Annotated in this window: 23 protein-coding genes and 1 pseudogene; 18 read left to right on the top strand and 6 right to left on the bottom strand. The window is 61.5% G+C overall.

Annotated features, from left to right (window positions below; translation table 11 throughout):
- Positions 1–368: 368 nt before the first annotated feature.
- Positions 369–755 carry a hypothetical protein gene (locus NKI24_RS27775; RefSeq protein ID WP_352749930.1) on the bottom strand — a complete coding sequence of 129 codons (387 nt, stop codon included), beginning with the start codon at positions 753–755 and terminating at the stop codon, positions 369–371.
- 495 nt (positions 756–1,250) lie between these two features.
- Here NKI24_RS27775 and NKI24_RS27770 point away from each other — a divergent pair, with 495 nt between their 5' ends.
- The 3 genes from NKI24_RS27770 to NKI24_RS27760 all read left to right on the top strand — a co-directional run bounded on the left by NKI24_RS27770 (position 1,251) and on the right by NKI24_RS27760 (position 2,959).
- Positions 1,251–1,373, top strand: coding sequence for a hypothetical protein (locus NKI24_RS27770; protein ID WP_352749928.1), 123 nt, complete (start codon positions 1,251–1,253; stop codon positions 1,371–1,373).
- Between the two features lie 508 nt (positions 1,374–1,881).
- Entirely contained in the window at positions 1,882–2,481 is a 600-nt protein-coding gene (locus tag NKI24_RS27765; RefSeq protein WP_352749926.1) for a cupin domain-containing protein, read from the top strand.
- Positions 2,471–2,959 (top strand): hypothetical protein, encoded by a 489-nt coding sequence (locus tag NKI24_RS27760; protein WP_352749924.1) that lies wholly within the window; start codon positions 2,471–2,473, stop codon positions 2,957–2,959. The genes NKI24_RS27765 and NKI24_RS27760 overlap by 11 nt, the downstream gene beginning before the upstream one ends.
- A gap of 658 nt (positions 2,960–3,617) precedes the next feature.
- On the opposite strand, the gene NKI24_RS27755 is transcribed toward NKI24_RS27760, so the two are convergent.
- The 4 genes from NKI24_RS27755 to NKI24_RS27740 form a co-directional block, all read right to left on the bottom strand.
- On the bottom strand, positions 3,618–3,857 hold the full coding sequence (locus tag NKI24_RS27755) for a DUF982 domain-containing protein (protein ID WP_352625651.1): 240 nt from the start codon (positions 3,855–3,857) through the stop codon (positions 3,618–3,620).
- A gap of 261 nt (positions 3,858–4,118) precedes the next feature.
- Positions 4,119–4,361, bottom strand: a complete 243-nt coding sequence (locus tag NKI24_RS27750) for a DUF982 domain-containing protein (protein WP_352749922.1) — start codon at positions 4,359–4,361, stop codon at positions 4,119–4,121.
- A 244-nt stretch (positions 4,362–4,605) separates the two neighbouring features.
- Positions 4,606–4,842 (bottom strand): DUF982 domain-containing protein, encoded by a 237-nt coding sequence (locus tag NKI24_RS27745; RefSeq protein WP_352749920.1) that lies wholly within the window; start codon positions 4,840–4,842, stop codon positions 4,606–4,608.
- Between the two features lie 741 nt (positions 4,843–5,583).
- Positions 5,584–5,928, bottom strand: a complete 345-nt coding sequence (locus NKI24_RS27740; RefSeq protein ID WP_352748780.1) for a hypothetical protein — start codon at positions 5,926–5,928, stop codon at positions 5,584–5,586.
- 177 nt (positions 5,929–6,105) lie between these two features.
- Between NKI24_RS27740 and NKI24_RS27735 the strand changes: the two genes are divergently transcribed.
- The 15 genes and pseudogenes from NKI24_RS27735 (at position 6,106) to NKI24_RS27665 (ending at position 19,496) form a co-directional block, all read left to right on the top strand.
- Positions 6,106–6,282, top strand: a complete 177-nt coding sequence (locus NKI24_RS27735) for a hypothetical protein (protein WP_352748779.1) — start codon at positions 6,106–6,108, stop codon at positions 6,280–6,282.
- 98 nt (positions 6,283–6,380) lie between these two features.
- Positions 6,381–6,656, top strand: coding sequence for a hypothetical protein (locus NKI24_RS27730; protein ID WP_352648043.1), 276 nt, complete (start codon positions 6,381–6,383; stop codon positions 6,654–6,656).
- Positions 6,657–8,477: 1,821 nt separating this feature from the next.
- A pseudogene (locus NKI24_RS27725) lies at positions 8,478–8,619 on the top strand (NADP-dependent oxidoreductase); the annotation flags it as partial.
- A 198-nt stretch (positions 8,620–8,817) separates the two neighbouring features.
- Positions 8,818–9,522, top strand: coding sequence for a gamma-glutamylcyclotransferase (locus tag NKI24_RS27720; protein WP_352748777.1), 705 nt, complete (start codon positions 8,818–8,820; stop codon positions 9,520–9,522).
- Positions 9,523–9,565: 43 nt separating this feature from the next.
- Positions 9,566–9,688: a hypothetical protein gene (locus NKI24_RS27715; RefSeq protein ID WP_352748775.1), complete on the top strand. Its 123-nt coding sequence runs from the start codon at positions 9,566–9,568 to the stop codon at positions 9,686–9,688.
- A gap of 113 nt (positions 9,689–9,801) precedes the next feature.
- On the top strand, positions 9,802–9,984 hold the full coding sequence (locus NKI24_RS27710; RefSeq protein WP_352748774.1) for a hypothetical protein: 183 nt from the start codon (positions 9,802–9,804) through the stop codon (positions 9,982–9,984).
- Between the two features lie 218 nt (positions 9,985–10,202).
- On the top strand, positions 10,203–11,135 hold the full coding sequence (locus tag NKI24_RS27705) for a sugar ABC transporter substrate-binding protein (protein ID WP_352749916.1): 933 nt from the start codon (positions 10,203–10,205) through the stop codon (positions 11,133–11,135).
- Between the two features lie 67 nt (positions 11,136–11,202).
- On the top strand, positions 11,203–12,258 hold the full coding sequence (locus NKI24_RS27700) for an ABC transporter permease (RefSeq protein WP_352749914.1): 1,056 nt from the start codon (positions 11,203–11,205) through the stop codon (positions 12,256–12,258).
- 3 nt (positions 12,259–12,261) lie between these two features.
- Positions 12,262–13,041 (top strand): ATP-binding cassette domain-containing protein, encoded by a 780-nt coding sequence (locus NKI24_RS27695; RefSeq protein ID WP_352749913.1) that lies wholly within the window; start codon positions 12,262–12,264, stop codon positions 13,039–13,041.
- Complete coding sequence (locus NKI24_RS27690) at positions 13,038–13,997, top strand: cyclase family protein (RefSeq protein WP_352748768.1); 960 nt, start codon at positions 13,038–13,040, stop codon at positions 13,995–13,997. Before NKI24_RS27695 ends, NKI24_RS27690 begins: the two co-directional genes overlap by 4 nt.
- Before the next feature lie 23 nt (positions 13,998–14,020).
- The gene (locus tag NKI24_RS27685; RefSeq protein ID WP_352748767.1) at positions 14,021–15,496 is read left to right on the top strand and encodes an amidase; all 1,476 of its coding nucleotides are present in this window, start codon (positions 14,021–14,023) and stop codon (positions 15,494–15,496) included.
- A 1,264-nt stretch (positions 15,497–16,760) separates the two neighbouring features.
- Positions 16,761–17,345: an OsmC family protein gene (locus NKI24_RS27680; RefSeq protein ID WP_352749910.1), complete on the top strand. Its 585-nt coding sequence runs from the start codon at positions 16,761–16,763 to the stop codon at positions 17,343–17,345.
- An 89-nt stretch (positions 17,346–17,434) separates the two neighbouring features.
- Positions 17,435–18,676 carry an NAD(P)-binding domain-containing protein gene (locus tag NKI24_RS27675; protein WP_352749908.1) on the top strand — a complete coding sequence of 414 codons (1,242 nt, stop codon included), beginning with the start codon at positions 17,435–17,437 and terminating at the stop codon, positions 18,674–18,676.
- Positions 18,677–18,691: 15 nt separating this feature from the next.
- On the top strand, positions 18,692–19,027 hold the full coding sequence (locus NKI24_RS27670; RefSeq protein ID WP_352748759.1) for a DUF1127 domain-containing protein: 336 nt from the start codon (positions 18,692–18,694) through the stop codon (positions 19,025–19,027).
- Between the two features lie 22 nt (positions 19,028–19,049).
- On the top strand, positions 19,050–19,496 hold the full coding sequence (locus tag NKI24_RS27665) for an alpha/beta fold hydrolase (RefSeq protein ID WP_352749906.1): 447 nt from the start codon (positions 19,050–19,052) through the stop codon (positions 19,494–19,496).
- 361 nt (positions 19,497–19,857) lie between these two features.
- On the opposite strand, the gene NKI24_RS27660 is transcribed toward NKI24_RS27665, so the two are convergent.
- Positions 19,858–24,576, bottom strand: coding sequence for an alpha/beta fold hydrolase (locus NKI24_RS27660; protein ID WP_352749904.1), 4,719 nt, complete (start codon positions 24,574–24,576; stop codon positions 19,858–19,860).
- Positions 24,577–24,679: the final 103 nt, after the last annotated feature.

Raw genomic sequence — 24,679 nt, 5'->3', positions numbered from 1 at the left:
TCGGCGATTCCATGCTGCTCAATCGCCAACCGCTGCTTCTATCGCGCGAACGGAACCGTGCCGAGGTGCTCGAGACGAAGCCTCTGCTCGAGGCGTGGCTATGATGTCGGCAGGTTCGGTGGCATTCCGGCCGCACCGCGAACGTCAGCTTCGGAGAAGCGCCGGAAAGGTCGGCAACTGGCGCTCCTTGCTCATTCCACAGCCGGCAGAGTTGACTGCTATTGACCCAGCAGCGATCATAATGATCGCCACCAAATCAGCGTTTGTTCTCCGTTAGCGCTATTTCAACGCGAACCTCTCAACCATGGACGCGATCCGGTCTTTGGCGCATTAAGGAGGCGGACTCCTACACGACGGGGAAGCCGGTCCTATCCTTTCCACATCGTCGAGCGGAGAAGAGCCTGCATGTGCTCTGCCAGGTCGAGCTCACCGCGCGCCTCGATCTTCAAAAGATATCGTGCCTTGGCCCGGCGATCACCTTCCCTGACCGCAAGATAGGCGCATACAGCCAGCAGCGCCCTTTCCTCAGCCCGGCTGGCTCTGTCGTGGTCGTGATTACTGCGATCCATTTCGTGGATCGCCTTGCCGAACGCAGCGTACATTGCCTTGTGCGCCTTGATCAGCGCTCGCAGATCGCTGGACGGTTCCCGGTCCCGGCGTCGCGGCTCTGCGGCGAGAGCTGTTGCCGCAACCGTCGAGGCGATAACGGCGCTGCCGGCGTTGAGAAGCAAGGCGCGGCGATTGATCCTGGACATGGTGAACTCTCCTCTTCACTTCACGGCAGGCTGCCAGATCGGTGTCGTAACACCGGCCGGCCGCGCTCTCACGCTAGCATGACAGTCAGCGCATTCGTGTCAGGATGAACGGTACCGTTGGACGCGTTCCAGCTAGGGGCAGGGCTAGGGCGACGGCGGCGATCGCATCTCGCGAGGCATTTCGATCGATTATTTCCCCTCGGCATCGCCACCAACGAACGGATCGCCATTCTGGCCGTGGTCCGTGGTCATGGTGATTGCTCCGACTTCGCTTCGATCATGGGGCGCCGCTCACGCGGCGCCCTCGGCGGCAATGGCTTTCCTCACCCTTTCGGCCGCCCATCGTCCGGCCTCGTTAAGACGGCGCTGCCAAGCGCCTTGCGTGTGCGAAATCCTCGGATTCATGCCGATGGAAATGCTGTTCAGCGCTGCCCCGCATCTATGGGGCGGCACGCCGGAGGAAGCGCGCGACAGTATGGAACTCGCAGACAGGTCGTGTCTCTGCCGCACGGCACCAAGCGCGATCTGCTGGCCCTGGTCAAGAAAACGGTGGCGCTGGAGCGTGGTGCGGACGGAGCGGCGGCGGAACCGCAAAAGGGAGAAGAAGGACGTCTTTAGGCGCCTCGCGCTGCGATGAGTGGCGCCGGGCGGGAGCATCACCGCGAGGCATTCATAGGGGTACGCCTTAAGCATCGACCTTCTTAAGCTCCGAGAGCCGCACAAGGCCGTTCTGGCTGCGGAATGTCACTGTCGCATCCGTACTTTGCGCCTGGGCGATCCGGGTGAGGTGATCGATGATTCAAACATAAGCGCGTTTCCGCTGCATCGGCGGCGAAAATTGGTCGAAGGGTATCGCCCGGTCCTAGAATCCAAGAACGGGGAGGACGCGAATGCCTTCCGGCGCAGCACCGCCAGACAATTCTCGTTCAACTCCGGCAGGCACAAGCTGAGCGGCCGACATGCGGGCGCTTCTCTGACTTTCAGTCCTCCTCGCGGTCGCAGCTCAATAGCGGCCGTTCGGCAAAAGGAACAAAGTGCGGTGTCGCTGGTTGAGATTTGTTGAGACCAGAGCGGGAGGCTTTCCCCGCTGCTCTGTCTGACGTCTCGTCCAGCGCAAGGATTCGCCGTGGGCATTCTTGAGAGCCTGAAGAAAGCTACCGAGCAGGCGACGGGTATCGCGCGACCGAGAAAGCAAGAACTCGCCGAATTTGCGAAGGTGAAGAAGCCATTCGAATTTCGGTTCAAGGATGACGGCCTCGTGCCGAACCACCCCTTCTGGCCATTTGTCGTCTATCGTGGCGCCTCGATGGAACAATTTGACTCCGCAGCCGTGCTGGAAGCGCTTTTCGAGGCCAATGGCTGGAGTAGCGGCTGGCGGGACGGCATCTACCACTACGTTCATTACCATTCCCGCAAAAATGAAGTGCTTGGGGTTGCGCACGGAACCGGCAAGGTTCGGTTCGGGGGCAACAGGGGCCGTACATTGTCCTTGAAGGCCGGCGACATGGCAGTTCTTCCGGCCGGCACCGGTCACCAATGTCTCTCCGAGTCTGCTGGTTTCCTGGTGGTCGGCGCTTATCCCGCATCCGGCGCTTATGACGAATGCACGACAGCGCAGGAACATGAGCGGGCATTACGAACGATTCCCAAGTTGGCCGTTCACGGAAGGACCCGGTCTATGGGAGCAAAGCGCCGCTTGTGTCAGTGTGGAAAAAATGAAGCTTGAAGATGAAGTCCGCCACGTTTCCGAAGAGTTGGACGATGATGTACTGAATGACGCTGTGCGGGCGCTGCATCGTCGGGTGAAGATCGTTCATGATTTCGATATCCCCTACATTGCTGGCTACAGCAAAGATGGCAGGACGATTTATATCGATCGCCATATGCCTCGCACTATGGATTGGAAATCCGCCAAAGTCCGGCTTGCCCCATTCCTGCTAACGCACGAGATCGTTGAAAAGGCGCTCCTAGACGAACTCGGGCTTCATTATCTGCACGCGCATCAAATCGCCCTTCGAGCCGAACGCGAGGCCGTGAAGGCGGCGGGTGTTGGCTGGTCCGCTTACCGGGCCGTCAACAAAAAGAACGAAAAACCGATCTCCGAAGAGAAGCTCAAGAAGATCCCCAAGGATCTTGACCTGACGCCCTACCGCGACATGAGTGACTTTTCAACGCTCGAGCGTCTGCTGAAGGCACAACGATAGTCGGACAGGCCAATGGTCCTCGCTTGCCAGTTCTATGACCGCCGCCTCGCTGCAGAGCCGACGATGGTCTTTGTTAGTTTCGTGCCCGGCCGAAAGTAGGGCTTCAGTCGCAGATGCTAAGGAGGCAGTAGGTTTCCCTGTTCCTTGGCCGCTTCGAGAAACGCCCCGCGACTACTTCGCGTTTATCGATCAAGGCATGCATGGCAGAGCTGCACTGCGCTGAGCCATTTGGGGCCACACTGCTTGGTCCTGTGCAACAGCCGCTCGGCGGCCCGTTCGATGTTGTTGCACTGATAGGCAATGCCACGACGGGCGATCCTTACGGAAACTGGCTTCGGGATTGGCGCTTAATTTGAGAAGCTGGAAGGTCGGATGTGCGCACCCACTGGTCATCGCGGAGGATCAGACGATCCATAATTCCCATGGCTGCCTCCAAAAGACAGCCTTGAATCTGATTTGCTCAGCCCTGGGAATCCCAAGAGTCCACACGACCCAATGTGCGTAGGGTTTTGATCTTCTCGTCGAAACCCATGTTTCGATTACTCGACGTGCCCCATTGACGCCAAGTACCTCGCCCAGAGCAGCTCCGATGCAGCGCGGACTTGGTCAGCATTCAGACAGCCTAGCGGGTCCTTCCCAACATAGCCATGGGCGCCTGCTACTCACGGAGCACCCCCTCCTCCTTGGCAGCAGCCTCGAAAGCCTGACGGACCTCTTCCGGAGTCACGCGGTCCTGAAAGGCGTCGGCGCACAGTTGCACAGCCTTCCTCCACTTAGGTCCCATCTTGGTCCACTTCATGAGTTCCTCGGCGGCACCCTCGACGTTGTTGCACCCGTAGGTCACCCCAGGTCGGTCGGTCTTGACGTACACCGGAGGGGAGAACCAATGGGTTGCCACGACAACTCCTACTCAGGGGAGAGATACACGTTGGCCTCCTTAGCGGCAGCCTCAAAGGCCTTCGTATTATGTGGGGGTCAATCGGATCGCCCTCCAAGGCTGACAGGCACAGCGTCACCGCCTTATGCCAGCGAGGCCCTCGCCGGGTTCACATCTTGAGCTGCTCAAGGGCTTCCTTCGCATTGTTGCAGCCATGCCTGAGACCGCTTTCAGTCTTCACGAACACCGGCGGGACGAACCAGATGGGCGCCATGATACCTCCTACTCAGGGGAGAGATACACGTTGGCCTCCTTGGCAGCCGCCTCAAAGGCTTCACGGACCTCATGGGGGACATCCTGCCCTCGAGCGTCGACGCAGGATTGGACCGCCTTCGTCCACCTCGGGCCCTTTGTGTCCCATGCCAGGAGTTCCTCGGCGGCTCCCTCGACGTGGCTGACCCCATTGCGAATGCCCGGACGTTTCCTCTTCACGTAGACCGGGGGAGCGAACCAGAGGGGACCCATAAGGGGGAACTTAGAGCGCCAAGAGCCCGCCGACCAACCCCGCTTTAGCCGCAGCTAAGGGAACGATGTAGGCCATCGCGGGTTTAGAGGTGGCAGCGGGATTCTTCGTGGATGTGCAGCCGCTGTGGGGGGGGGTCCGTCGCCTCTCCCTCACCGGCGGCGGGCTCCTTTCGCGAAGGCGGTATTGGTAAGAGGCACCTAGAACCTTATACCGCATCCAATTTAGCTAGTTCTCATTGGGGGACTATTCTAATGTCCCCTCCTCTTTTGCAGCAGCCAGGAATGCCTTGCGGGCCTCCTCGGGTTCCATCTCGTCGAAAATCACGGCCATGCAAACGCGCACCGCGAGGTCCCAGCAAGGGCCACGCTTGGTCCACTTCATCAGCTCCTCGCCGGCAGTCTCGGCGTTGTTGACGTTGTGGATGATCCCGGGACGCTCGGTCTTGACCGGGACCGGAGGGTTGAACCAGAGGAGAGCCATGAAGCGACCTCACAGGGCGGCTTGCCTCTTCCGCGCCTCGCAGGGTCTTGGTGATGGTGATCGAGGTATGCACGAGCCTGGTCGCGGCCATCGGGCAAAACCCCCTGGCGGCAAAGCTTGCTCCATGAAATTGATGCCGCCGTCATCATCCAAGCGGCGATAGCGAAAGTGGCATGGTCAATGTTTGCAGGCGCTTGAACCCTTGAGAGCGTAGCTGTTGGAGGTCATCGATATTGTCTTTTGGTTTCAGGTGTAGGTTGGGCCGGCGTTGGTCTGTTTCAGGTTCGATATAATCAAGCCGGTCTTGCGACGGTCCGGACGAACGCAGCGTCAGCGCTGCTCCGCAGCAGCACGCTGCAGAAGGCGGTCGCCAGCTTGAGGCGCAGTTGCCGGAACCACTCGCCATCGTCTCCGAGCGGATCGCAGGACGGCTACGCGAATCTGAGCACTGCCAATCGGCCTAATTTTCCACTGCCGAATGGACGATGAAACGCGTAAGCGAGTTTCCGGACCGGAAGGTATGCGTTGGGTTGCCCAAACGATGCAGAGGCGCTGCTGTGTTGGCGCGACAGGCTCGACCGCCAGTGCGGACGGCATGAGAATTTTGGAGGCCCGTGGTGACTGAGGATTGCGCCGGTATTGGCGACGCGCGAAGCGGTCGATATCTGGGGCGACGGCAGCCCCTGCGACGCAACTTCATACCGGAGAATGGAGGCCGCGCTGGGAGGTTGTTGCTTCGGGCTACCAACTCAAAGTGATTGTCCGGGAGAGTTCGGCGATGTCGCCATAGATCATCGAACCTGTGACGAGAAAACATTTATCACCAAGGACTTCGAAGAGTGAGCTTGACGCGGTACAAGCCGGCAGGTTCTTCGAATTGGCGTACGTGCCGAGGGTCGCGGATTCGACCTTACGGGCTTCGGCACAGCCGACACTGATCGCGAGGATTGCGATAGCAATGAAAGTCGTCTTGCTCATATTTTGCCCCTGGAGCCAGCTCTTGCCGGGTAAGTCGCGTGATGCATCAAAGTAGCACCGGCCCACGATCGGCTTCATCCATCGATTGGAGGAAGCGGGCTCATCCATAATTAGCAATATCTTGAGTAAGCGCCGAGCGCACCAGACTCATGGAATGGCGCGGGGCATAGGTATTGGTGACGTGGTGGCGATCACAGCCACAGTCCGCAGACGGGTCAATGAGGACCACGTCAGCGTTCCATCCCGAGCTATAGCTTTCCGCATTCGATCATCGATCATACCAAGGTGAAGAAGGGGCAGCAGATCGAGCCTACCGGAGAGATCACGCGCATAGACGAGGAAGGCGGCAGGGTGACCGTCGATCTGGGACCGCTGGTGACGATCGACATCGACAAGGTCAGGCTGGTCGAGAAGTACAGGACGCCAAAGCGCAAGAAGCCGCTGCGCGACATGGTGGATTAGCTCGCGGACTGCCGCTTATCCACGCGACATCGGTACCACTCAAACGAATGGTAATTTTCTGTCTGAATGCGTTTAGGATCCATGCTCGGAGACCACGCATGGGTATCGCGCGGGAGACAGGTGACTCCCCGTTTCAAGGCGTCGAGATGCTACGAGCACTGAACAGTCAGTTCCTTAGACCTAAAGATCGGGCGATCTGCCAGCGGGTTGTCGACCAGGTAACCGCCGACGCCAAATGGTACAGCACCCCGATAGACGGTCAGATTCTGGCCTCGACCACGCTGAATCTCTTTCAATCAGGGGTCGTAAACGAAACGAATTTGCTGGCACATGTTCGCGCGCGGCGCCACGACTTCACTAAACTGACAGGCTAGTTCTTCACCCTCGCGACATGGGCGCGAAATGCGGCTCTTCGTAGTCCGCCGGCCTATTGTTCAGCAGATTGAGCGCCCGCTTTATATCCCGTACAGCCGGTCGATCACGTCCCAATGCTCATGAAATGGCTTGAGCGACAACTGCGCGTCGCGGAGTTCTACCGTCAGAAGCCACGCCTGTCGTTCAATTTTGGCGAGGTGATATTCGGAAACGGCTTCGTGTCGGCGAGGGTGCGGCATCCCGCAAAATAGGAATATATTCCGCTGCTGTCAAGGCACATAGACTTCGTCCTGCCCTCAGCGCCTGCTCACCGCGGGTATTTTGGGGGGAAGCATGAAAATCAAGTTATGTGCGTTTGTACCATCAGCGTTTTGTCGGGCTGCGCTACTCGCCCAGCCGACATCAAGCCCACGCTGGTTTCGTCCAGCGTATACGCGGGCAAGTCCTGCAGCCAGTTGGAAGCCGAACTTTACCGAACGAGTTCCGACCTGGCGCCGATAATGGCCGTACAAGACCGGCGCCCGCCGTGACGTGGACGGCGTGTTTTGGCTTGGGTTGCCGGTTGGCAGCATGATGGACAACACGACATCAAGGCACGTGAAGCCAAGACCGGCGAGCTGAAGAGCAACATGAACGCGATCAACGCAGCCCGACGAAAGGGCGGCTGTGTTGCAGTCTGTAAGCCGTTCCAACGTTAAAAATTGTCGGGTTGCTCCCCGCCCTCGCGACTGCGGAGGGGTCGTTTCATCGATTGACTCGCGTGATGGACCGGCAGTTAATCTCCCCGCCAGGGCAAAAGAGGGGCTATGAAACTGGGAGCAAACGATGACTGTCCAAAAAGAAGACTATCGAACCAACAGAGCCGACTACGCCATAGCTGCCATGCATAGCCGAGCGACCGCTGAGGGCGATCGTGACGATTTGTTGACGAGGAAAAAGTCCCTGTGGGTAACAGATTGGCGATCTGCAAAATTGGCTGCAAACCCGTCCGAAAGCTCGCCAGAACCCAAGGCAAAAGCGCGCGGTAAGTGAATCGGACGCCAGCCACTTTCTTACCGCCGCGTACTTCGTTCGCATGGTTCGATTTATATTAGATTTATCTAAAATACTAACCAGCCAGTCGAGCATTCCCGAACGCTCGCTGGTCAGGCCCAGCGGCCCCCCTAACCCAAGCTGCTGGGCCGCCCTCAGAGCAAAGCGCGATGTATGAGCATACTAGCATTACGGTGATCGTCTCCACCTTGCCGGCCTTGCTTAGCACCACCTGGAAATCAGTTTCGAATCCCCGAATGTGCGGGGTCCAGGGGCCATCACTAGACATTTCGAGATTTGCGGTTCGAGCGGGCTCCCTTCATCGGCATGAGGGGTGACGGAGTACATCATCTTGGCAAATCAACACAGCCGGCATACTCGCCCCCTCGTTCGGTCGAAAGCTGGGTGGAACAATCAGGTGCGCAACTTGTCATCACTGATATTGCCGCTTCACCCCAGCTTTGAGTGTGCGCCCTTCAGCCTATGCGTGGTTCACCGTTTTTTCACTTTATTAGCGCACGTTCATAAACGGACATGTTGGTGTAGCTTGTACGTGCCCAAAGCCCCGGCGCAACGACCCAGCGCCGGGGTTTTTTTGTCCGCCTGGTAATCCGCGAGTTCAATCCGAGGTCGCTCTCAATTCGAACGCGAGCGAATTACGCCGCAAAGTCCCTTAGGCAAGACGCTGTGGGTGGCACCGCGGTGCGAAGCGCGAGTGCGGAGGAACTTTCTGGCACTCCGCCAATTATTCTGCATGTCCCAAACAGCACACGTCGAACCGCCCCGGCAGGGACGTTTCGGCCTGGCTCCAAGCGGGGAAGGTCAAACATCGTGAGGACATTGTCGAGGGACTCGCGAACGCGCCGATGGCCTTCATGTCTTCTCAAGGGCCGCAATTTCGGCAAGCTGTTGGTCAGGGTTTCACAGTGAGTAGAAAAGCGTCTCCCAAACCTAGATTGCCGAAACCACATGGAATCGTTCGAGGGCGAATATGCGGGGCGCTTTGCTGTCATCGGTGAAGGGGCAAAGACTCATTCACGCCGTGCATCGGTTCGTATCTTGCAACGCCTGTAGTATCTGCCAAGGATACGCGATCCTGATCAGATGGAGCACGGGATGCCGAGCCAAATGAGAAAGCTGACCTTGACCGCGGACCACGTCGCGCGGGTCCACAAGGTCGTTCAGGACCAGGGTTTGACGCCAGGTGCCGAGCTACACACCGATGCCGACTACGACAGCTGGGTCGAGCAAATGATCCGAACTCATCCGGCCCCGAAAGCACCGACCCGCCTGTTCGCCTACGGCTCCTTGATCTGGAAGCCGGAGATCGAGCATATCGGTGAGCAGGTAGGCCTCGCTCGTGGGTGGCATCGCGCTTTCTGCTTTCGCATGACCCGTTTTCGGGGCACGCCGGAGCAGCCAGGCCTTATGATGGCCCTCGATCGTGGGGGGCAATGCAGCGGCGTCCTGTACGACCTGCCAAAGGACAACCTCGAACGCCAATTCGGCAAACTCTTTCGACGCGAATTCACCTACAAGCCGGCCAACAGCATGCCCCGGTGGATCACGGTGGCGACCGCTTCCGGGCCTATCTCGGCCTTGGCCTTTGTGATGAACCGCGCGTCACCTCTCTATGCCGGTGGTCAGTCGCTTGAAGCCGTTGCCGATGTCCTGGCCCTGGCCTGCGGTCATTGGGGAAGCGGGGCCGAATACCTGTTCAACACGGTTTCTCACCTCGAAGCCAAAGGCATACATGACAGCAGCCTCTGGCGGCTTCAACGCCTTGTGGCGGAGTTGATAGAGCGAAACCCGGCGGAGCGGAACGTTCTTTAAGCCGACGGAGCGGTCGCTTCAAGCATCCGCAGTTGGCGCGAACATGATCTCCAGCATTGTCATCCGCGATGTCCGCTTCCGGGCGGAGGCTGAAGAGAGTGCCACCGCACTTTTCAACCTCGCCAAGGAACACCTTGAACAGCTCAAGGCGAGACCATCGACTTAAGCCTAGCTGTGCGTGTTTCGGCATTTCGACGTCGCGGTGTCGGATTATTTGCATGCAAACCAGTTTTACGACGCTATCTTCCCATCCTCAACGGAAGATTCTGGGAGGAATGCATGGCTGCGCATGAGCAACATGCCGTTGAAATCATTAGGGACAAAGAGTGGTCGGTTCGCGTGACGGTCAAAGGCATCACCACCACGGTCCCTTTTACATCTGAGAGCTACGCGCGTTCGTTTGCAGACGGTCAGGCGTTCCGACTGGGCGTTCAGGTCGCGGAGATCAAGAAGGCGGCCTAGCTGCGCGCTTGCCCCAAGAGCCCCACAGCGATTGAACCTCGAGTCACCAAAGCCGGTTGAAATTAGCCGTTGCGCGGCATAAGAGCTTGTGCCTATAGTTAGTACGTGGCCCGCACGAACAAACAGACTGACTGTGACGACCTGTAGATGGCGCCAAGCTGGGCTGCTGCGCGGTCTGGAGGTGAGCCGGAACACTCGGTCAACAGGGGATACGCACAGTGAACCGCTTTCAGAAACTCTCGACCGCAGCGCTCGTCGCAGCATCCTTCACGTCGGCCGCCCTCGCCGCGAATGACAAGCTGACGATCGGCATCGTCACCTTCTCGACATCCGACGTCGACACAAACCAGATGGTCGACACGATGAGCCAGGAAGCCAAGTCTAAGGGCTGGTCGGTGGAAACGCTCAATGCCAATGGCGATCCTTCGCAAGCGATCACCAGCATCAAGCAGCTGGCAACCAAGAAGGTGGACGCCATCATCGTCACGGTCTTCGATTCGACGGGCCTGGAGGCCGGGCTCCAGGCGGCGGCGGACGCAAAGATCCCCGTGCTTTCGGCCGGCGGCGGCATGGCAGACGGGATCGCGCTATCTGCAAGTACCGGTGCTGCGCAACCGCTGATCGACTTGATGCTGAAGGACATCGGCAAGTCCGGAACTGTACTCGACCTCACCTACCATCCCGGCATTCCGTGCCGCGAACGAGCCGACGCCTTCGATGCGGCGGTCAAGGCAAATCCGGGGCTCAAGGCGACCTCGCACGAGATCAGCATCCCGGGTGCTGCCGAATCCTCGCAGGCCGCGACCAGCGCCTGGCTTGCAGCCAATGCCAACGCCAAGGGGCCGTTCGCCATCTTCAACTGCTATGACGACAACGCTATGGGCGCGATCGCGGCGCTGAAGCAGAACGGCCGCAGCGACGTGAAGGTCTATTCGTTCAACGCCACGGCGCCCGCTGTCCAGGCTGTCAAGGACGGGACGATGACCGCCACGCTCGGTGTCGATCTGACTTCGGCAGGCAAAATGCTAGTCGATCAGATTCCCGACATCCTGGCAGCCGGCGACCAGTGGAAGCCCAAATCCTTCGTGCCAGGCTATACGCTCGTCACCAAAGAGAATGTCGACAAGTTCATCAAGGACAATCCGCAGTAAGCTCTCCTGATTGTGGGTCTGGGCCGGACTTGCCTGGCCGGGCCGGAGTGCTGTCATGAGAGCCGCCATGTCCGCTGATCATTCCCTGCCCGAAACACACGCTCCGGCAGAGGCGCCCCGCGTCCTGCCGTCAACGCAGACCGGCTATGCCTCGCCCAATGCCCGACAGCGGCGCGCGTTGCTCATGCGCCTGCTTGGAACCTACGGCACCATCATCGTGCTAGCGTCGATGCTGGGGATATTCTCGGTGCTGGAGCCGGGGACCTTCGCAACCATCGGCAATTTTCGCAACATCGTAAACGACATGGCGATCGGCACCATTGTCGCGGCCGGCCTCACCGTGCCCCTCGTCGCCGGTGATTTCGACCTCAGTATCGGCTATGTCGCGAGTTTCTGCGGGCTTCTCGTGGTCGGGCTGTTGAGCAGCAGTGGCTTGCCGATCCTACCCGCCATCTTCCTTGTCGTCGGCCTCGGAACGGTCATCGGCATTGTCAACGGCATTGTCGTTTCGAAGATCGGGGTGAACGCCTTCATTGCCACGCTTGGCACGGGCACCATCGTCGTCGGGCTGAACTACGCCTATTCGGGCGGAATTCCGCTGCAGCTCACCCAGTCGCGCGAATTCACCAATATCGCGATCGGCCGGATTACCGGAGTGCCGCACCTCGTCATCATCATGGCCGTCGTGCTTGCGCTGCTGTGGGTGATCCTCAACCGAACAGTGCAGGGCCAACACATCAAGGCCATCGGCGTCAGCCCGGAATCAGCGCGCCGCGCCGGCGTCGCCGTCGATCGCAGCCGCATCGTTGCCTTCGCCATCGCCAGCACCTGTGCTGCTATCGGTGGCGTGCTGATGGCCTCCAATCTCGGCTCCGGCCAGGTGACGGCGGGTGACAGCTTCATGCTGACGTCTTTTTCGGCCGCCTTCCTCGGTTCGGCGGCGCTGCGAGAGGGTCAGTTCCATATCCTCGGCACCTTGATCGGCGTGCTGACGGTCGCCGTCGGCAACAATGGGCTGGCCATGATCGGCGCGCCGATCTTCACGCAGTTCCTGTTCACCGGCTGCCTTCTCGTCGTCGCCGTAGCGCTCGGCGGTATTGGCCGCCGCTATGCGAGGGGATAGGCCATGGCGCAGAAGATGCTGCTCAGCCTGCGCCGGATCTGCCGCAGCTTCGGCGGCATCCAGGCACTCGATGACGTTTCGCTGGACATCGCCAGGGGCGACATACTCGGCCTCGTTGGCGACAATGGTGCCGGCAAGTCGACGCTGATCAAAATCCTGGCCGGCGCGCATGACCCAACTTCCGGCGACGTGATCCTCGAAGGGCGGCCGCAAAAGTTGTCGCCGCCGTCCGAAGCGCAACGCCTCGGCATCGAGACGGTCTATCAGGACCTGTCGCTGATCGGCACGTTCACTGCCGCCGAAAACTTCTTTCTCGGCCGCGAGATTGCGCTTGGCCGCGGCCCGGCGCTGCTGCGCTGGATCCGCCGCAAATCGATGGGCGACATCGCGATGCGCGGCCTCGAGGAACTGCACATCGAGATCCCCGGGGTGGGCAGCAAACCGGTGGATCGCATGTCCGGCGGCCAGCGCCAATTGGTGGCGATCGCGCGCGGTGCCTTTTGGGGCCACAAGCTGCTGCTGCTCGACGAGCCCACCGCGGCGCTCGGCGTACGCGAATCCCGTGAGGTGCTCGACCTCATCAAACGACTTGGCGCCCAGGGGCTGACGATCGTCATGGTCACCCACAATCTCGATCATCTCTGGCAGGTGTGCAACCGCGTGGTGGTGATGCGCAGGGGCCGCAAGGTCGCCGATCTCGCAAGTTCCGGCACCAACATGGAGGACGTCGTCGCTTATATCACCGGCGCCAGGCAGCCGGCGACCGCGCAGGCGGAAGCATGAGCGCGACTGAAACGATGACGCTGCGCCGGCTGCTGCGCAATGCGCCGAGCCGCTGGGGGCATTGGGGTGCCGACGACGAGATCGGAGCGCTCAACTATCTGACCGCCGACGAGGTCAAGCGCGGCCTGGCGTCGGTGCGGGACGGCCGCACCTTCACCCTCGGCGTGCCGGTCGGGACCTCTGAGGGCGATGCCGTCTTTCCCGGCCGCTGGCCGGCGAAGCATTTCATGGTCGCCGACAAGGCCGGCTTCGAGAACGGCCACTGGCAACCGCTTGCCGGCGGCCTCGAATTCGCAGACGACTATGTCACCGGCTTCGCACAGGCCGGCACGCATTGCGACGCGCTCGGCCACATGTGGTTCGACGACACGCTTTGGAACGGCTTCGCGGCAAGCAGTACCAATGGCGGCATGACCAAGGCCAGCATCATGCCGATCGCGGAGCGCGGGATCGTCGGACGCGGCGTGCTGCTCGACATCGCCCGATTCCGCGGCAAACCGGCCCTGGAGCGCGCTGAAACATTCACGCATCGCGACCTCATAGAATGCGCCCGGGCCCAAGCGGTCGATATCCTGCCGCGCAGCATCCTTCTCGTTCGCACCGGGTGGGTCGGCGCACTGGCGGCGGGAAGCCAGCGCGTCGGCGATGGATATTGGGAACCCGGACTGACCTTCAGCCTCGACCTCGTGCGCTGGTTCGATGAGATGCAAATCCCCTGTCTGGTTACCGACACGCTGGCCAACGAGACAACCTACGAGCCCGAGACCGGGTTGATGCTGGTGCTGCACGCCGCGCTGATGCGCAATCTGGGCGTGGCGTTCACCGAAATGGCATCGCTCGACCTGCTGGCCGCCGACTGTGCCTCGGACCGCCGCTACGAAGGCTTCTACTGCGCCAGTCCGGTCAAAGTGAGCAAGGGCACCGGCGGCGCGGCAAATCCAGTGTTCATCAAATAGCACCCAACAAGGTGGAACGGCTTATGACTTCTGCAGACGACCAGATCTGTTTCCTGCCGGCCACGGAACTGGCCCAGCGCATCCAGCGCCGCGACCTGTCGCCGGTCGAAGTAACCGAGGCCTATCTGCGCCGCATCGAGGCGCGCAACCCGGTGGTCAACGCCTATACGCTGGTTCTCGGCGACCAGGCGATGGAAGCTGCGCGGGCCGCCGAAAAGGCCGTGATGGCAGGCGGTCCGCTTGGACCGCTGCATGGCGTCCCCGTCGGCATCAAGGACCTCGACGATATGGCCGGCGTGCCGACCTCGATGGGGTCGTGGGCGGTGCACGACCGGGTGCCCAAAACAAGTGCTGTGGCGGTCGAGCGCCTGCTCGAGGCAGGCGCCATCGTGCTCGGCAAGACCAACACGCCGGAATTCGGCCATAAAGGTATCACCGACAATCTGCGCTTCGGGCCGACCAGCACGCCCTTCGCGATCGGCTACAATTCCGGCGGCTCGTCCGGCGGCAGTGCGGCAGCGGTCGCCGACGGCATGGCGGCCCTGGCGCAAGGCACGGACGGCGGTGGTTCGGTCCGCATCCCCGCCTCGTTCAGCGGCACCGTCGGCTTCAAGCCCTCTTTCGGCCGCATTCCTTCGGTGACTCGCCCCGACGCCTTCCTGTGGGGACATCCTCTGGTCCATATCGGACCGCTGACCCGCACCGTTGCGGACGCCGCGCTGATGACCAAGATCATGGCCGGGCCACACAACCGCGACCCGTTCTGCCTGGCGGATGACGGCGTCGACTATGTCGGCGCCGTTGCCGGGTGGACGCCGAAACTGCGCGTCGCCTACAGCCCGCGACTAGGCAATTTCCCGGTCGACGCTGAGGTCGCCACCGTCGTTGCCCGTGCCGTCGATGTCATGCGAGGACATGGCATTGAGGTCGATGAGGTCGAGCTCGATTTCAGGGCCGATCACAAGGAACTGGCGGCGCTTTGGGTGCGCACGATCTCGATCCACTATGCTGCCATCGCCGTCTACGGGAAACAGGAGGGCATCGACCTGATGGGCAAGCACGCCAAGGTGCTCACCCCGCAGTTCCTCGCCATGCTGGAGGGCGCCTACAAGGTGTCCGCCATCGACCATGCGCTCGACGATCTTTTGCGCACCGGCGTCCATGACGGCCTCGAGGATGTATTCGAAACCAATGACCTGATCGTCTCGCCGACGCTGGCCGTTCCGCCCGTCAAGAATGCCACGGACGGCAACACGATCGGGCCGACATCGATCAATGGCGAGGCGGTCGATCCGCTGATCGGCTGGTGCATGACTTATCCGATCAACTATACCGGCCACCCGGCGATTTCGGTTCCGGCCGGCCTTACGGCGCGGGGCCTGCCGGTCGGCCTGCAGATCATCGGGCGGCGGCACGCCGACGAAACCGTTCTGGCGATGGCGGCTCAGTTCGAACGCATGCAGCCCTGGTTCCCAAGCTATCCGGGGCTCGCTGGATAGTTGGGTGTCGGAATACCCTAGGTCGTGAACCCATAAATCTGAGAGAAGGATGGGTTCACGCTGTTGGCGTAAAAATAGGCCTCAAGGGGGAACCGATCTCCCTCGCACATCAGCTTTCCGCCGCTCTCTTCGGCCGTCGGCTGGGATTTCGAGTTCCACGGCCGCTGATACGCTGATATCGGCCCGCAAGTGCGGGCTGATACATACTTGCCTGAACTAAGTAATCGCAGAGGCAGACCCCCCTTTACCGGACTGGTCGGCGTGCTAAGCAAAGCCCGCCATATGTTACGTTGAGTCAGCAGCCCACATCAGCTCCTCTGATAAGAGTATTCACCTCGTCGACTGAGCTCGCATCGGCGGGCGTACGTCGGAAACCCACCGCGAACCCGAGAAGCGAACAGGCGGATAACGGGATGAGAACTGGCCCGACTAGCGAATAGCTGGCGAAGCAGCTTGGTAGGCCGTTGCCAACCTGACTGCGAGGTCATCCAGCGCGACCACATCGACTTCTGTGGGAGGCGTGTCGGTCGACGACCTCGGCGTTGGAGCCACCACCTCCAACTCGGGTGACCGAGTTGAAACCGGACAGAGCGGCAATCTCAGGTTGGGCGCCGAGCATCTCCGGGAATTTTTGGCAAGACCGGGCACGACGCAAGTTGATCGTAATGCGGTCATTCCCGAGTGCGGGCTGGCTCCTCGAAGCATGCGTCGAGCGACCATCCCGACATTCGCCGGACGTGTTCGGGCGCGGTCTTCTTTGCCTGGCTGGACGTCGACCGAAAACATTATTCCGACAAGTGTTGTCGAGGGGGCCGATCGGCACTCCCGCCGCAACAAGCCTCATGTGGTTTTTTCGCGGCCGTGCCGATTCAGGGTGCTCGCGTATGTGTGAGTCTTCGCGATATGGGCAAGCACCTCGGCTTTGCTTGGCCCGCGAACTATCACTGCCCAGTCGGTCGAGGACGGGCGGGTATCCATTCCAAACAAACGAGACATGGTCTGATCTCCTGTGGTTTCGGTTGTGACGCCTTCTCGGCGCTTACGGGAGGATCGCAGCGTGGCGGCGAAGCAAGCGTTTGAAGGCCCGTCGTTTTGCTGACTGCAGACCAGCGCGGCTCACCGTTGGCTGACGCAAAAAACCTCTCGTTTTCCCACTGTCGTTCCCACTGCACGTCAAACGCTGCCGCCCGAGGGTTAGCCGTCCGGGACGATCCCGGTCGCGCAACATCCGAACCCAGGAGTGAATGACATGCACGACGATACAATGGTCATGGAAAAGTCTGCCGTTAAGAAGGCGCCGCGGGAGCCAAGGAACGGCGTTGACACGCCCACCCTTCTGGCCACCATCAACGCCGTCGCGGGGCAGCCCGAGCTTGCCAAGTTCCAGTTCCGTGCCAAAAGCCGCTGGATTGCCGGCACGCACAGCAGAAGCACGATGGCCAACTTCTTCGGCGCCGGCACCGAGCAGTCTCACAAGACGGCCTACCAGGCTGACAGCGACCATCCAGCCGTCCTATGCGGCACAGACAACGGCCCGGCGCCGGTCGAATATCTCCTCCACGCGCTTGCTTCATGCCTCACGGCGGGCATCGCGAACATCGCGGCCGTGCGCGGGGTGACGCTGCATGAGGTGGAATCGACCGTCGAAGGCGACATCGACCTTCGCGGCATCCTCGGCATCTCGAACGAGGTCCGCAACGGCTACCAAGGAATCCGTATCTCCTTCAAGATCAAGGGGGATGCTCCCGCTGAGAAGCTCGAGGAAATCGTCATGCAGTCGCGCGCCCGTTCCGCGGTGTTCGACGTACTAACCAACGGCGTGCCGGTCTCGGTTGCCGTGAAAGGCTGACTTCGGTCCGCAAGAGCAATATCGCCGGCCTCGTCCTGAAAAGGATGGCGCCGGCGATCTGTTGCCCCTGCTTACAAGGCGCGGATTCCATGCAGCATACAGACGTGGCCATTATCGGCGCCGGACAGGCCGGTCTCGCCATGAGCCGGTGCCTGTCCGAGCGCGGGGTCTACCACGTCGTGCTGGAGCGCGGCCGCATCGCTGAGCGCTGGCGCAGCGAACGGTGGGATTCGCTGCGCCTGCTGACGCCCAACTGGATGACACGCCTGCCCGGCGGCGGTTATCGTGGGGCCAATCCCGACGGCTTCATGACAATGGCCGAGACCGTCGGGTTCCTGGAGGATTACGCGTGCTCGATCACCGCGCCCGTAGAAAACGGCGTTGAGGTGCTTTCGGCCGAAAGGGTCGATGGAGGCTTCCGGCTGCTGACCGATCGCGGCCAATGGAGCGTGCGTTCGGTCGTGGTCGCAACCGGATACAGCGACAGGCCACGCATTCCGCCACTAGCAAAGCAGATCTCCTCTCGTATCAGGCAAATCGTGCCGCGGGACTATCGCAATCCTCAGCAACTGCTTCAGGGTGGCGTTCTCGTGGCCGGAGCCTCGGCGACGGGAATACAACTTGCGGAGGAGATCCATCGCTCCGGGCGCCCGGTAACCCTGTCGGTCGGCAGCCATACACGCCTGCCTAGGCTATATCGCGGGCATGACATCCTGTGGTGGCTCGACCGGCTGGGAGCGCTTGTCAAGCCCGTCGCCGAAGTCTCGGATCTCGCCGCGGCACGGCGGCAGCCTTCGCTGCAGCTGATAGGCACACCCGAACGCAGGACGCTCGACCTTGCCGGTCTTCGGGAGCAAGGCGTTCGTCTTGTCGGTCGAGCGGCTGCCGCTTGCGATTCACGCATTCGGTTCAACGGCGATCTCGCCGAAACGACCATGGCGGCGGAACGCAGGCTAAGGCGCGTGCTGGCCAATATAGACCGCGCGGCCGCCGGCAATGGCCTCTACTCGATCGATCCCGGTTCCATTCCGAGCCTGATTCTGAGCGCCGAGGCGACCGAAATCGACCTGATCGACCAGGGTATCGAGACGATCATATGGGCCACCGGCTATCGCCGGGAATACCCATGGCTGAAGCTGGATGTGTTCGACGCCCGGGGCGAAATCCTGAACGATGGCGGCGTCTGCGCCTATCCTGGACTCTATGTGCTCGGCCTCAATTTCATGCGCCATCGAAGCTCCAGCTTCCTCGACGGCGTCGGCCGCGATGCGGAGGCGCTGGCGGCTCATGTGGCAATTTTTCTCGATGTCTCCCGCCGAGCCGCCGCCTGACCGAATACAACGCTGGTGCGGCAAAAATCGACGTTGCCATCAACGCTGACGCTCACGCCGGACCACGACAAGGGCTCCACTGGCGCCATAGTCAGCGCCCGCAACCATGGAGAAATCGAAATGAGTACAATGATGAACCCTTCCCTGTCCCTCACCACAACGCGAGGTTTGCGCTGGGCCGGCGGAACGATGCTGGCCGCAGTCTGGCGTTTCATTCGCATCCAGCGGGACCGTCGACAGCTTAATGAGCTGCCGGACTACCTCCTGCGCGACGTCGGCATCACCCGCTTCGAGATCAACTCGATCACTTGGTTTGCCGGGCGTGATCCCAGCCGCCGCTCGCGTTTTTGAGGCGAGAGGAGGGAGAGGCTCAATGACTGCCGCATCGGCGTTCCACGTCTCGCATAAGGCGTGCCACGCACCGCTGGTCATTGCCCTGCACTGCTCCGGCGGCAACGGACGGCAATGGCGCAACTTGGCGGAGCGGCTCGATGACAGCTACCGCTTCATCGCCCCCGACTTGATCGGGGCGCCGGGCGGCGGCACCTGGACTATCGCCGGCGCTTTCCATCTGGCCGACGAAGCCGCCGGGGTCCTGGAGATGATCGACCACCGTGACGGAGTGCATCTTGTTGGCCATTCCTATGGCGGTGGATTGGCCCTGCATACAGCGGCGATGCGTCAAGACCGGCTGGCCGGCCTCTCCCTTTATGAACCGTTGCCTTTCGCCGGCAGCGTAAGCTGGACTCTGAGGGCCACGAGGTGCTCGGCGAATGCCGGCGGTCGCAGCGCGATACACGCGCGATACACGACGGCTTGATCGGCGGTAGCCATCTCTCCGGACAACTCGTTTCATCGACCACTGGAGCGGAGCCGGCACCTTCGACGCGATGAGCCAAACTTCAGACTGCACTCGTACAGTTTCTGCGGAGCAGGCTCGACTTCCACACGTCCATGCCGGCTCGGGAATATGCCCGATTTGGCTTTCGGGTCTTGGTGTTGTGCGGCGAAGTTGCACCGGCTCCGACTCGGCTCATCATCCGTGAGCTGGTTTCCGCATTCCGGCCGCGATTGGGCGATTGTTCCCGGCGCTGCTGACCCATGCGCGAGCTGCGTGACCGCAACTTGCCTGCCCTACAGGCAGCGTAAACCTTCGAGGCAACTGCGTGGATGCGGAGGAGTCACACCGTGGCGGCTATGCGATCGCGCACGATATTTCCGGCCGGATCCTCCGTTTCGAAGAAATCCTCCCGCATCTGCATTTCTGTGTAGAGCTTGGCCGCTTCCGCGAGAGTGGCATCCGCGCCAGCGATCTTGCCGCGCCGCTTCGCAAGCCCGAGAGCTAGCAAGGAGCGGGCAAGCTCCGGCCGTAGTTCAACCCGCCTGGCAAGGCTGCAGGCCTGTTCGAGCCAACTAATGGCCGATCTGGAAGTTTTCAGCTCGGCAAGGCCGCGCAGTGCGACGATCTCGCTCCACGGATCGCGGCGTCCCCGTGCAAGCTCGAGCGCATGGCCGAGATTGGCCGCGGCTTCCGGCTCACAGAGGCGCGCACGCACGCATGCGAGTACAGCGCGCGCGTGACATTCGAACTGGGCAAGATCGAGCCGCTCAGACTCGGTCACCGCCATCTCCAAGGTGGCGCCCGCGTCGTGGTTGCGGCCTAGCAGGAATTCCGCATACCCGAGCACCGTCAACAGCCATGGCCGGAGTAGGATAGATCCGCTGGTCGCGGCTTCGGAGGACCACAATTGCAGCGCCTCGACAAGCGTCGGCTCGGGCCCGCGCAGGACGCCCACCACACCGGTGAAATAGGCGGCCGCGCAGCTGTCGATCGGGCGCGCCACTTCGGCGGCGACCTTCTGCAACTCGCCAAGCGAGCGCTCCGCATCGTCGAACCGGCCAAGGCGCGCTTCCGCCTGCGCGCGGTGCCCCAGGTACCAAACCGCACGAGCACCGAGCTGTCCGAAACGCTCAAGACGCCAAGCTTTGGTGAATCTCTCCTCATGCGGAACAAGCCGCTCCAGCACCTGCCGCGCCTCGCTGCGGATCAGAAGCGCCTGTGAGGCGGCCAGATCCGACTCGCTTATGCAGCGCTGCACGCCGTTTGCCGTCGCGCCGCGCTTGAGTGTATCGGCCGGTTCCAGCGCCTCCTCGTAGCGGCCGTGGGAGCTGTTGAGATAGCTCAAGTGGAGCAACACGTCGGAAATGAGTTGCGGATCGCCCAGTTCCATGGCCAGTTCGCGCGCTTCCAACAGCTGCGGCAGCACCTTCCGATAGGCACCGAGGGCGCCGTAGGCGGGCCGCATCCGCACCCGCAGGTTGATCGCCTGGGCGAGGGTTTTCGGATTTCGGGGCAACGCGGCGACCGCTTTGCGGGCGCTTTCGAGGAACTGGACCGCGGCGGAATAGGCCGAGCGTTCCTCGGCCCGACCCGCCGCTTGCAGCAGATAATCCGCGGCAGGTTCCCATGCCTCGGCACGAAGCGCGTGTTCGGCCAGTTGCTCGATGTGGTGGTTCAGCGATCCGGCATAGAGTCTTTCCATCGCAACCAATGCAGCCCGATGCAGCCTTTTTCGGTCCTCTGCCAGGAGGGATTCGTAGGTCACCTTCAGCGTCAGCGCGTGCTTGAACGTATATTCCACGTGAGGATAGCTCTGGACCTCGAACAGGAATTCCAAAGTCTGCAGTTTGGCCAGGCATACCTCCAGCTCCGCCTCCGAGAGCGGCGAGAGCGCCCGCAGCAGCGGATACGGAACATTCTTGCCGATAACCGAAGCGAGTTGGAGTGCCTGCCTTTCCGAGTCACCCAGCTGCTGGATGCGTGCGGCGATGAGCGATTGAACCGTCGACGGGATGGTGATGGATTCCACCGGTCTCGTGAGCTCGTAGCGGCCCGACTGGCCGGCAAGGACGCCGTCCGCCACCAGTCCGCGCACCATTTCTTCCAGGAATAGCGGCGTGCCCTCGGCCCGCTCGGCAAGTGATTTCCGCAGTTCCCCCAAACTGGGATCGAATCCCAGCAATTCGGTGAGGAACTGCTCCATTTCGTCCCGCGCGAACCGCTCCAACCTTATCTGCTGGAAATAGCCGCGGCGGTTCCATTCGTGCCGGTACTGCGGCCTATAGGTGGCGAGCAGCATGATACGGTTGGCGCCCATGACCTCGACCAGCCTGTTCATTACGGCCTCGCTCTCGGCATCGATCCAGTGCAGATCCTCGATAAGCACGGCTACGGGCGCGGCCCGGCTCAAGGCAACGAGAAATGCGCTCATCGCCTCGGATACCCGTGAGGTCCGCTCCCGCGCATCGAGATGCCACCAAGAAGAATCGTCGACCGGCAGGTCCGCGAGGAAGGAAAGCGGCGCCGTATGACTCGGATCCAGGTCCAGTTCAGCCCGTTTGAAGGCAAACAGGCGCTGGGCTTCCGCCAGGCCGTCTTCGCCACGAATGCCACAAGCCGAGAGCAGCAGCTTCTTTACAGCACCCAGAGTAACTGATGAATCAAACTCCAGACCGCCGCATTCAAGCACAGTAAAACCAGCCACCTCGTCGAGGGAGAGAAATTCATGGGCAAGCCTCGACTTGCCCATGCCGGGGTCGGCGACGATCCCGACGACCTGGCCGTGGCCCTCCCTGACCCTGCGCCAGGTTGAAAGAAGGATTTTGAGCTCGAGCTCGCGCGCCACCAGTCCGGTGAGGCCACGGTTGGCCCTCAGGTGCCAGCGCGACAGCGCGTAATTTTCGCCCAACAGCTCGTAAATGCGTTCGTCGCGGCCAAGGTGCGGATGCTCCGAATGCGCCAAGCGGTGCATCTGCACATAGCCCCCCGCGGCTGCGCGCGCTCGGCCTGTCGCGGCGATCGTCGCACGGTGCAAGGCACGCATCAGCCGGTTGGCTGCACGCGGCGCGGCTCCGGCCAGTTCAACCTTACTGGCTTCGGTCGTCCATTGCTGCCGTACGATCACCTCGCCGGTGTCTATTGCGGCCCTCAACTGGATCCCGCCCTGGGAAAGCTCCTCCACTGCCAGCTTGGCCGCAAGCGCGGCGCGGCACGCAAGATAAGCGTGATCCTCGGTGGCGCGAGCGAGGCCGAATGCTGCGGTGATTGTCCCGTCAGCAGCCGACGTGACGACGCCGCCGTGGCTTTCCACGACTTCTATCACCCGATCCTCGACGGGCTGGAATTCGCGAATTGCTACTTCCGGATCCGCCGTTTCGAGGAGATGCACGGGACTGATCACTTCCGCGGCCAGCACTGTTATGTACTGCCGAGAGCGGTTGATTCCCAAGGACGCCGGAGGGCCTGCCAGTTGCTGCGTCTGTTCGGGGTCGGCGAGGAAACGACGCGTTTCTTCCACGAAGGTCGCGAATGCCGGTTCATGGCCAAGCAGCACGTGGTTGACGCTGTCGAGCGCGACGAAACGCGCGCCGGGGATTTTCCCAGCCATCGCCTGGCCATGATCGAACGGAATGACTGCGTCCCTCGTGGCATGCATCACCAGGGTCGGAACGCGGACCCGCGGTAACAGCTCGTCCACGTCGATGACGGCGCCTTCCTCGAAGATGCGATGGGCAATCTCGGGCGAGACGGTATTGCGTTGCAGCTCGTTGTACCAATTCCTCTGTTCCGGCGTTGCTTGCGGAATGAAGAGAGAGGTGAACATCTGCCGGAACACCGGGTCGTCTTGGCCCCAGCCTTCCTGTATCAGCGCTCCCATCGCTTCGCGGCGGGCTATTTCGCGCTGATTGCCCCGTTTGCGCCAGCCTTTGGTAAATCCGCCATACAGCACCATCCCGGCCACGCGCTCAGGATGCCGGACGGCATAGGCTATCGAAACGGCGCATCCCTGGGAAATGCCAAGCAGGGAAACGCGGCGCAGACCGGCCGCATCGATGATGCTCTCCAGGTCGGCGACCATGGCCTCGAAGGATAGGTCGGCGGGATGCCGATCCGATAGGCCGTTCCCGCGCTGGTCGTAGCGTATCAGCTGGTAGTGCGCGGACAGGCCCTCGATCCAATGCTTCCATACCGGACTGTCCCATTCGAGCTCGAGATGGGACATCCAGTGGGCGGCCCTTACCAAAGGGGGGCCTTGACCACTCAAGGAATAGGCGAGGCGCGCGCCGTCGGGCGTTGTGCACCGCCGGATCTCCTGCGCAAGGACCCGCTCCGGCGCAGGGGGGAGCTGTATCTCCGCCCCCGGCCAAACCTGGGTCGGAGTGACGCTCTCACCGGCGGGAGCGACCTCCGTGTCCGTTCTCGAGGCGCGGCTCTGGACCATGGCGGATTGCCGTGCTGCCTCGCTCAGCCGACGGATGTCTGCTCGAAGAGCCTCGTCTCCGGGCTCCAGCCCGTGCAGGACATGGGCGTACGGAAGCGCCCGCGCCGGCTCATCCGCCAGCCGGTCGACGAGCACCCGAAGGATGCGCAGATGCGTCACGTGCAGTTCGTCGGCGGTCGCAATGCGCCAGGCTTCGAATTCCGGACAGCGCGGCAGTGAAAGATCATCCAGGAAACGGCCGCGGAACGCTCCGGCGAGGGCCTCCAGTTTCTCCGGTTCGAGAGCCTCTATGTCACGACCGCCGAGGCCGCGGAGCGGCGCAATGTCCAGCACGATTTCGCTGGTGTTCAGGCGAACTGCGTTGCGGTCGGCTTGCAGGATCTCGCCGTCCCCGAGGTCGACGACCTGTCGGATCTTCGAGAGACTCCAGCGCAGGGCGCCGCGAGGATCGTCCGGTACCTCCCAGAACATCTCGCAAAGGCGCTCGCGCCGCTGCGGGCGCCCTACGAGCGCAAGATAGGCCAGCAGCGCCCGCGTCTTTTTCGAAGGCGGCAAGGAAACGACCTCGCCAAGGCGAAGGACGGTCAGATCTCCGAGAACGCGAATTTCGAGCGACACTTTGTTGATCCTAGTGCGCCTGCTAAATTAGCGATGGATTGTATCAAGTCCGTGCCGCTGCCGAAAGCGTTCGTTTCCGGAGCGCGAGGTTTCCGCCTGCGCT

This window comes from Mesorhizobium sp. M0701, assembly GCF_040320365.1.
Lineage (GTDB): Bacteria > Pseudomonadota > Alphaproteobacteria > Rhizobiales > Rhizobiaceae > Mesorhizobium.
Note: the sequence above shows the minus strand (reverse complement) of the source record. Positions and strands in the feature narration are given on the sequence as shown.

Excerpts from the sequence above, each read along its gene's own strand:
- NKI24_RS27750 (WP_352749922.1), bottom strand. The coding sequence starts at position 4,361 with ATGGGTCCCCTCTGGTTCGCTCCCCCGGTCTACGTGAAGAGGAAACGT.
- NKI24_RS27715 (WP_352748775.1), top strand. The coding sequence starts at position 9,566 with ATGATCTCCAGCATTGTCATCCGCGATGTCCGCTTCCGGGCGGAGGCT.
- NKI24_RS27730 (WP_352648043.1), top strand. The coding sequence starts at position 6,381 with ATGGGTATCGCGCGGGAGACAGGTGACTCCCCGTTTCAAGGCGTCGAG.
- NKI24_RS27695 (WP_352749913.1), top strand. The coding sequence starts at position 12,262 with ATGGCGCAGAAGATGCTGCTCAGCCTGCGCCGGATCTGCCGCAGCTTC.
- NKI24_RS27665 (WP_352749906.1), top strand. The coding sequence starts at position 19,050 with ATGACTGCCGCATCGGCGTTCCACGTCTCGCATAAGGCGTGCCACGCA.
- NKI24_RS27740 (WP_352748780.1), bottom strand. The coding sequence starts at position 5,928 with ATGGATGAGCCCGCTTCCTCCAATCGATGGATGAAGCCGATCGTGGGC.
- NKI24_RS27775 (WP_352749930.1), bottom strand. The coding sequence starts at position 755 with ATGTCCAGGATCAATCGCCGCGCCTTGCTTCTCAACGCCGGCAGCGCC.
- NKI24_RS27690 (WP_352748768.1), top strand. The coding sequence starts at position 13,038 with ATGAGCGCGACTGAAACGATGACGCTGCGCCGGCTGCTGCGCAATGCG.
- NKI24_RS27745 (WP_352749920.1), bottom strand. The coding sequence starts at position 4,842 with ATGGCTCTCCTCTGGTTCAACCCTCCGGTCCCGGTCAAGACCGAGCGT.
- NKI24_RS27680 (WP_352749910.1), top strand. The coding sequence starts at position 16,761 with ATGGTCATGGAAAAGTCTGCCGTTAAGAAGGCGCCGCGGGAGCCAAGG.
- NKI24_RS27760 (WP_352749924.1), top strand. The coding sequence starts at position 2,471 with ATGAAGCTTGAAGATGAAGTCCGCCACGTTTCCGAAGAGTTGGACGAT.
- NKI24_RS27675 (WP_352749908.1), top strand. The coding sequence starts at position 17,435 with ATGCAGCATACAGACGTGGCCATTATCGGCGCCGGACAGGCCGGTCTC.
- NKI24_RS27700 (WP_352749914.1), top strand. The coding sequence starts at position 11,203 with ATGTCCGCTGATCATTCCCTGCCCGAAACACACGCTCCGGCAGAGGCG.
- NKI24_RS27685 (WP_352748767.1), top strand. The coding sequence starts at position 14,021 with ATGACTTCTGCAGACGACCAGATCTGTTTCCTGCCGGCCACGGAACTG.
- NKI24_RS27720 (WP_352748777.1), top strand. The coding sequence starts at position 8,818 with ATGAGAAAGCTGACCTTGACCGCGGACCACGTCGCGCGGGTCCACAAG.
- NKI24_RS27710 (WP_352748774.1), top strand. The coding sequence starts at position 9,802 with ATGGCTGCGCATGAGCAACATGCCGTTGAAATCATTAGGGACAAAGAG.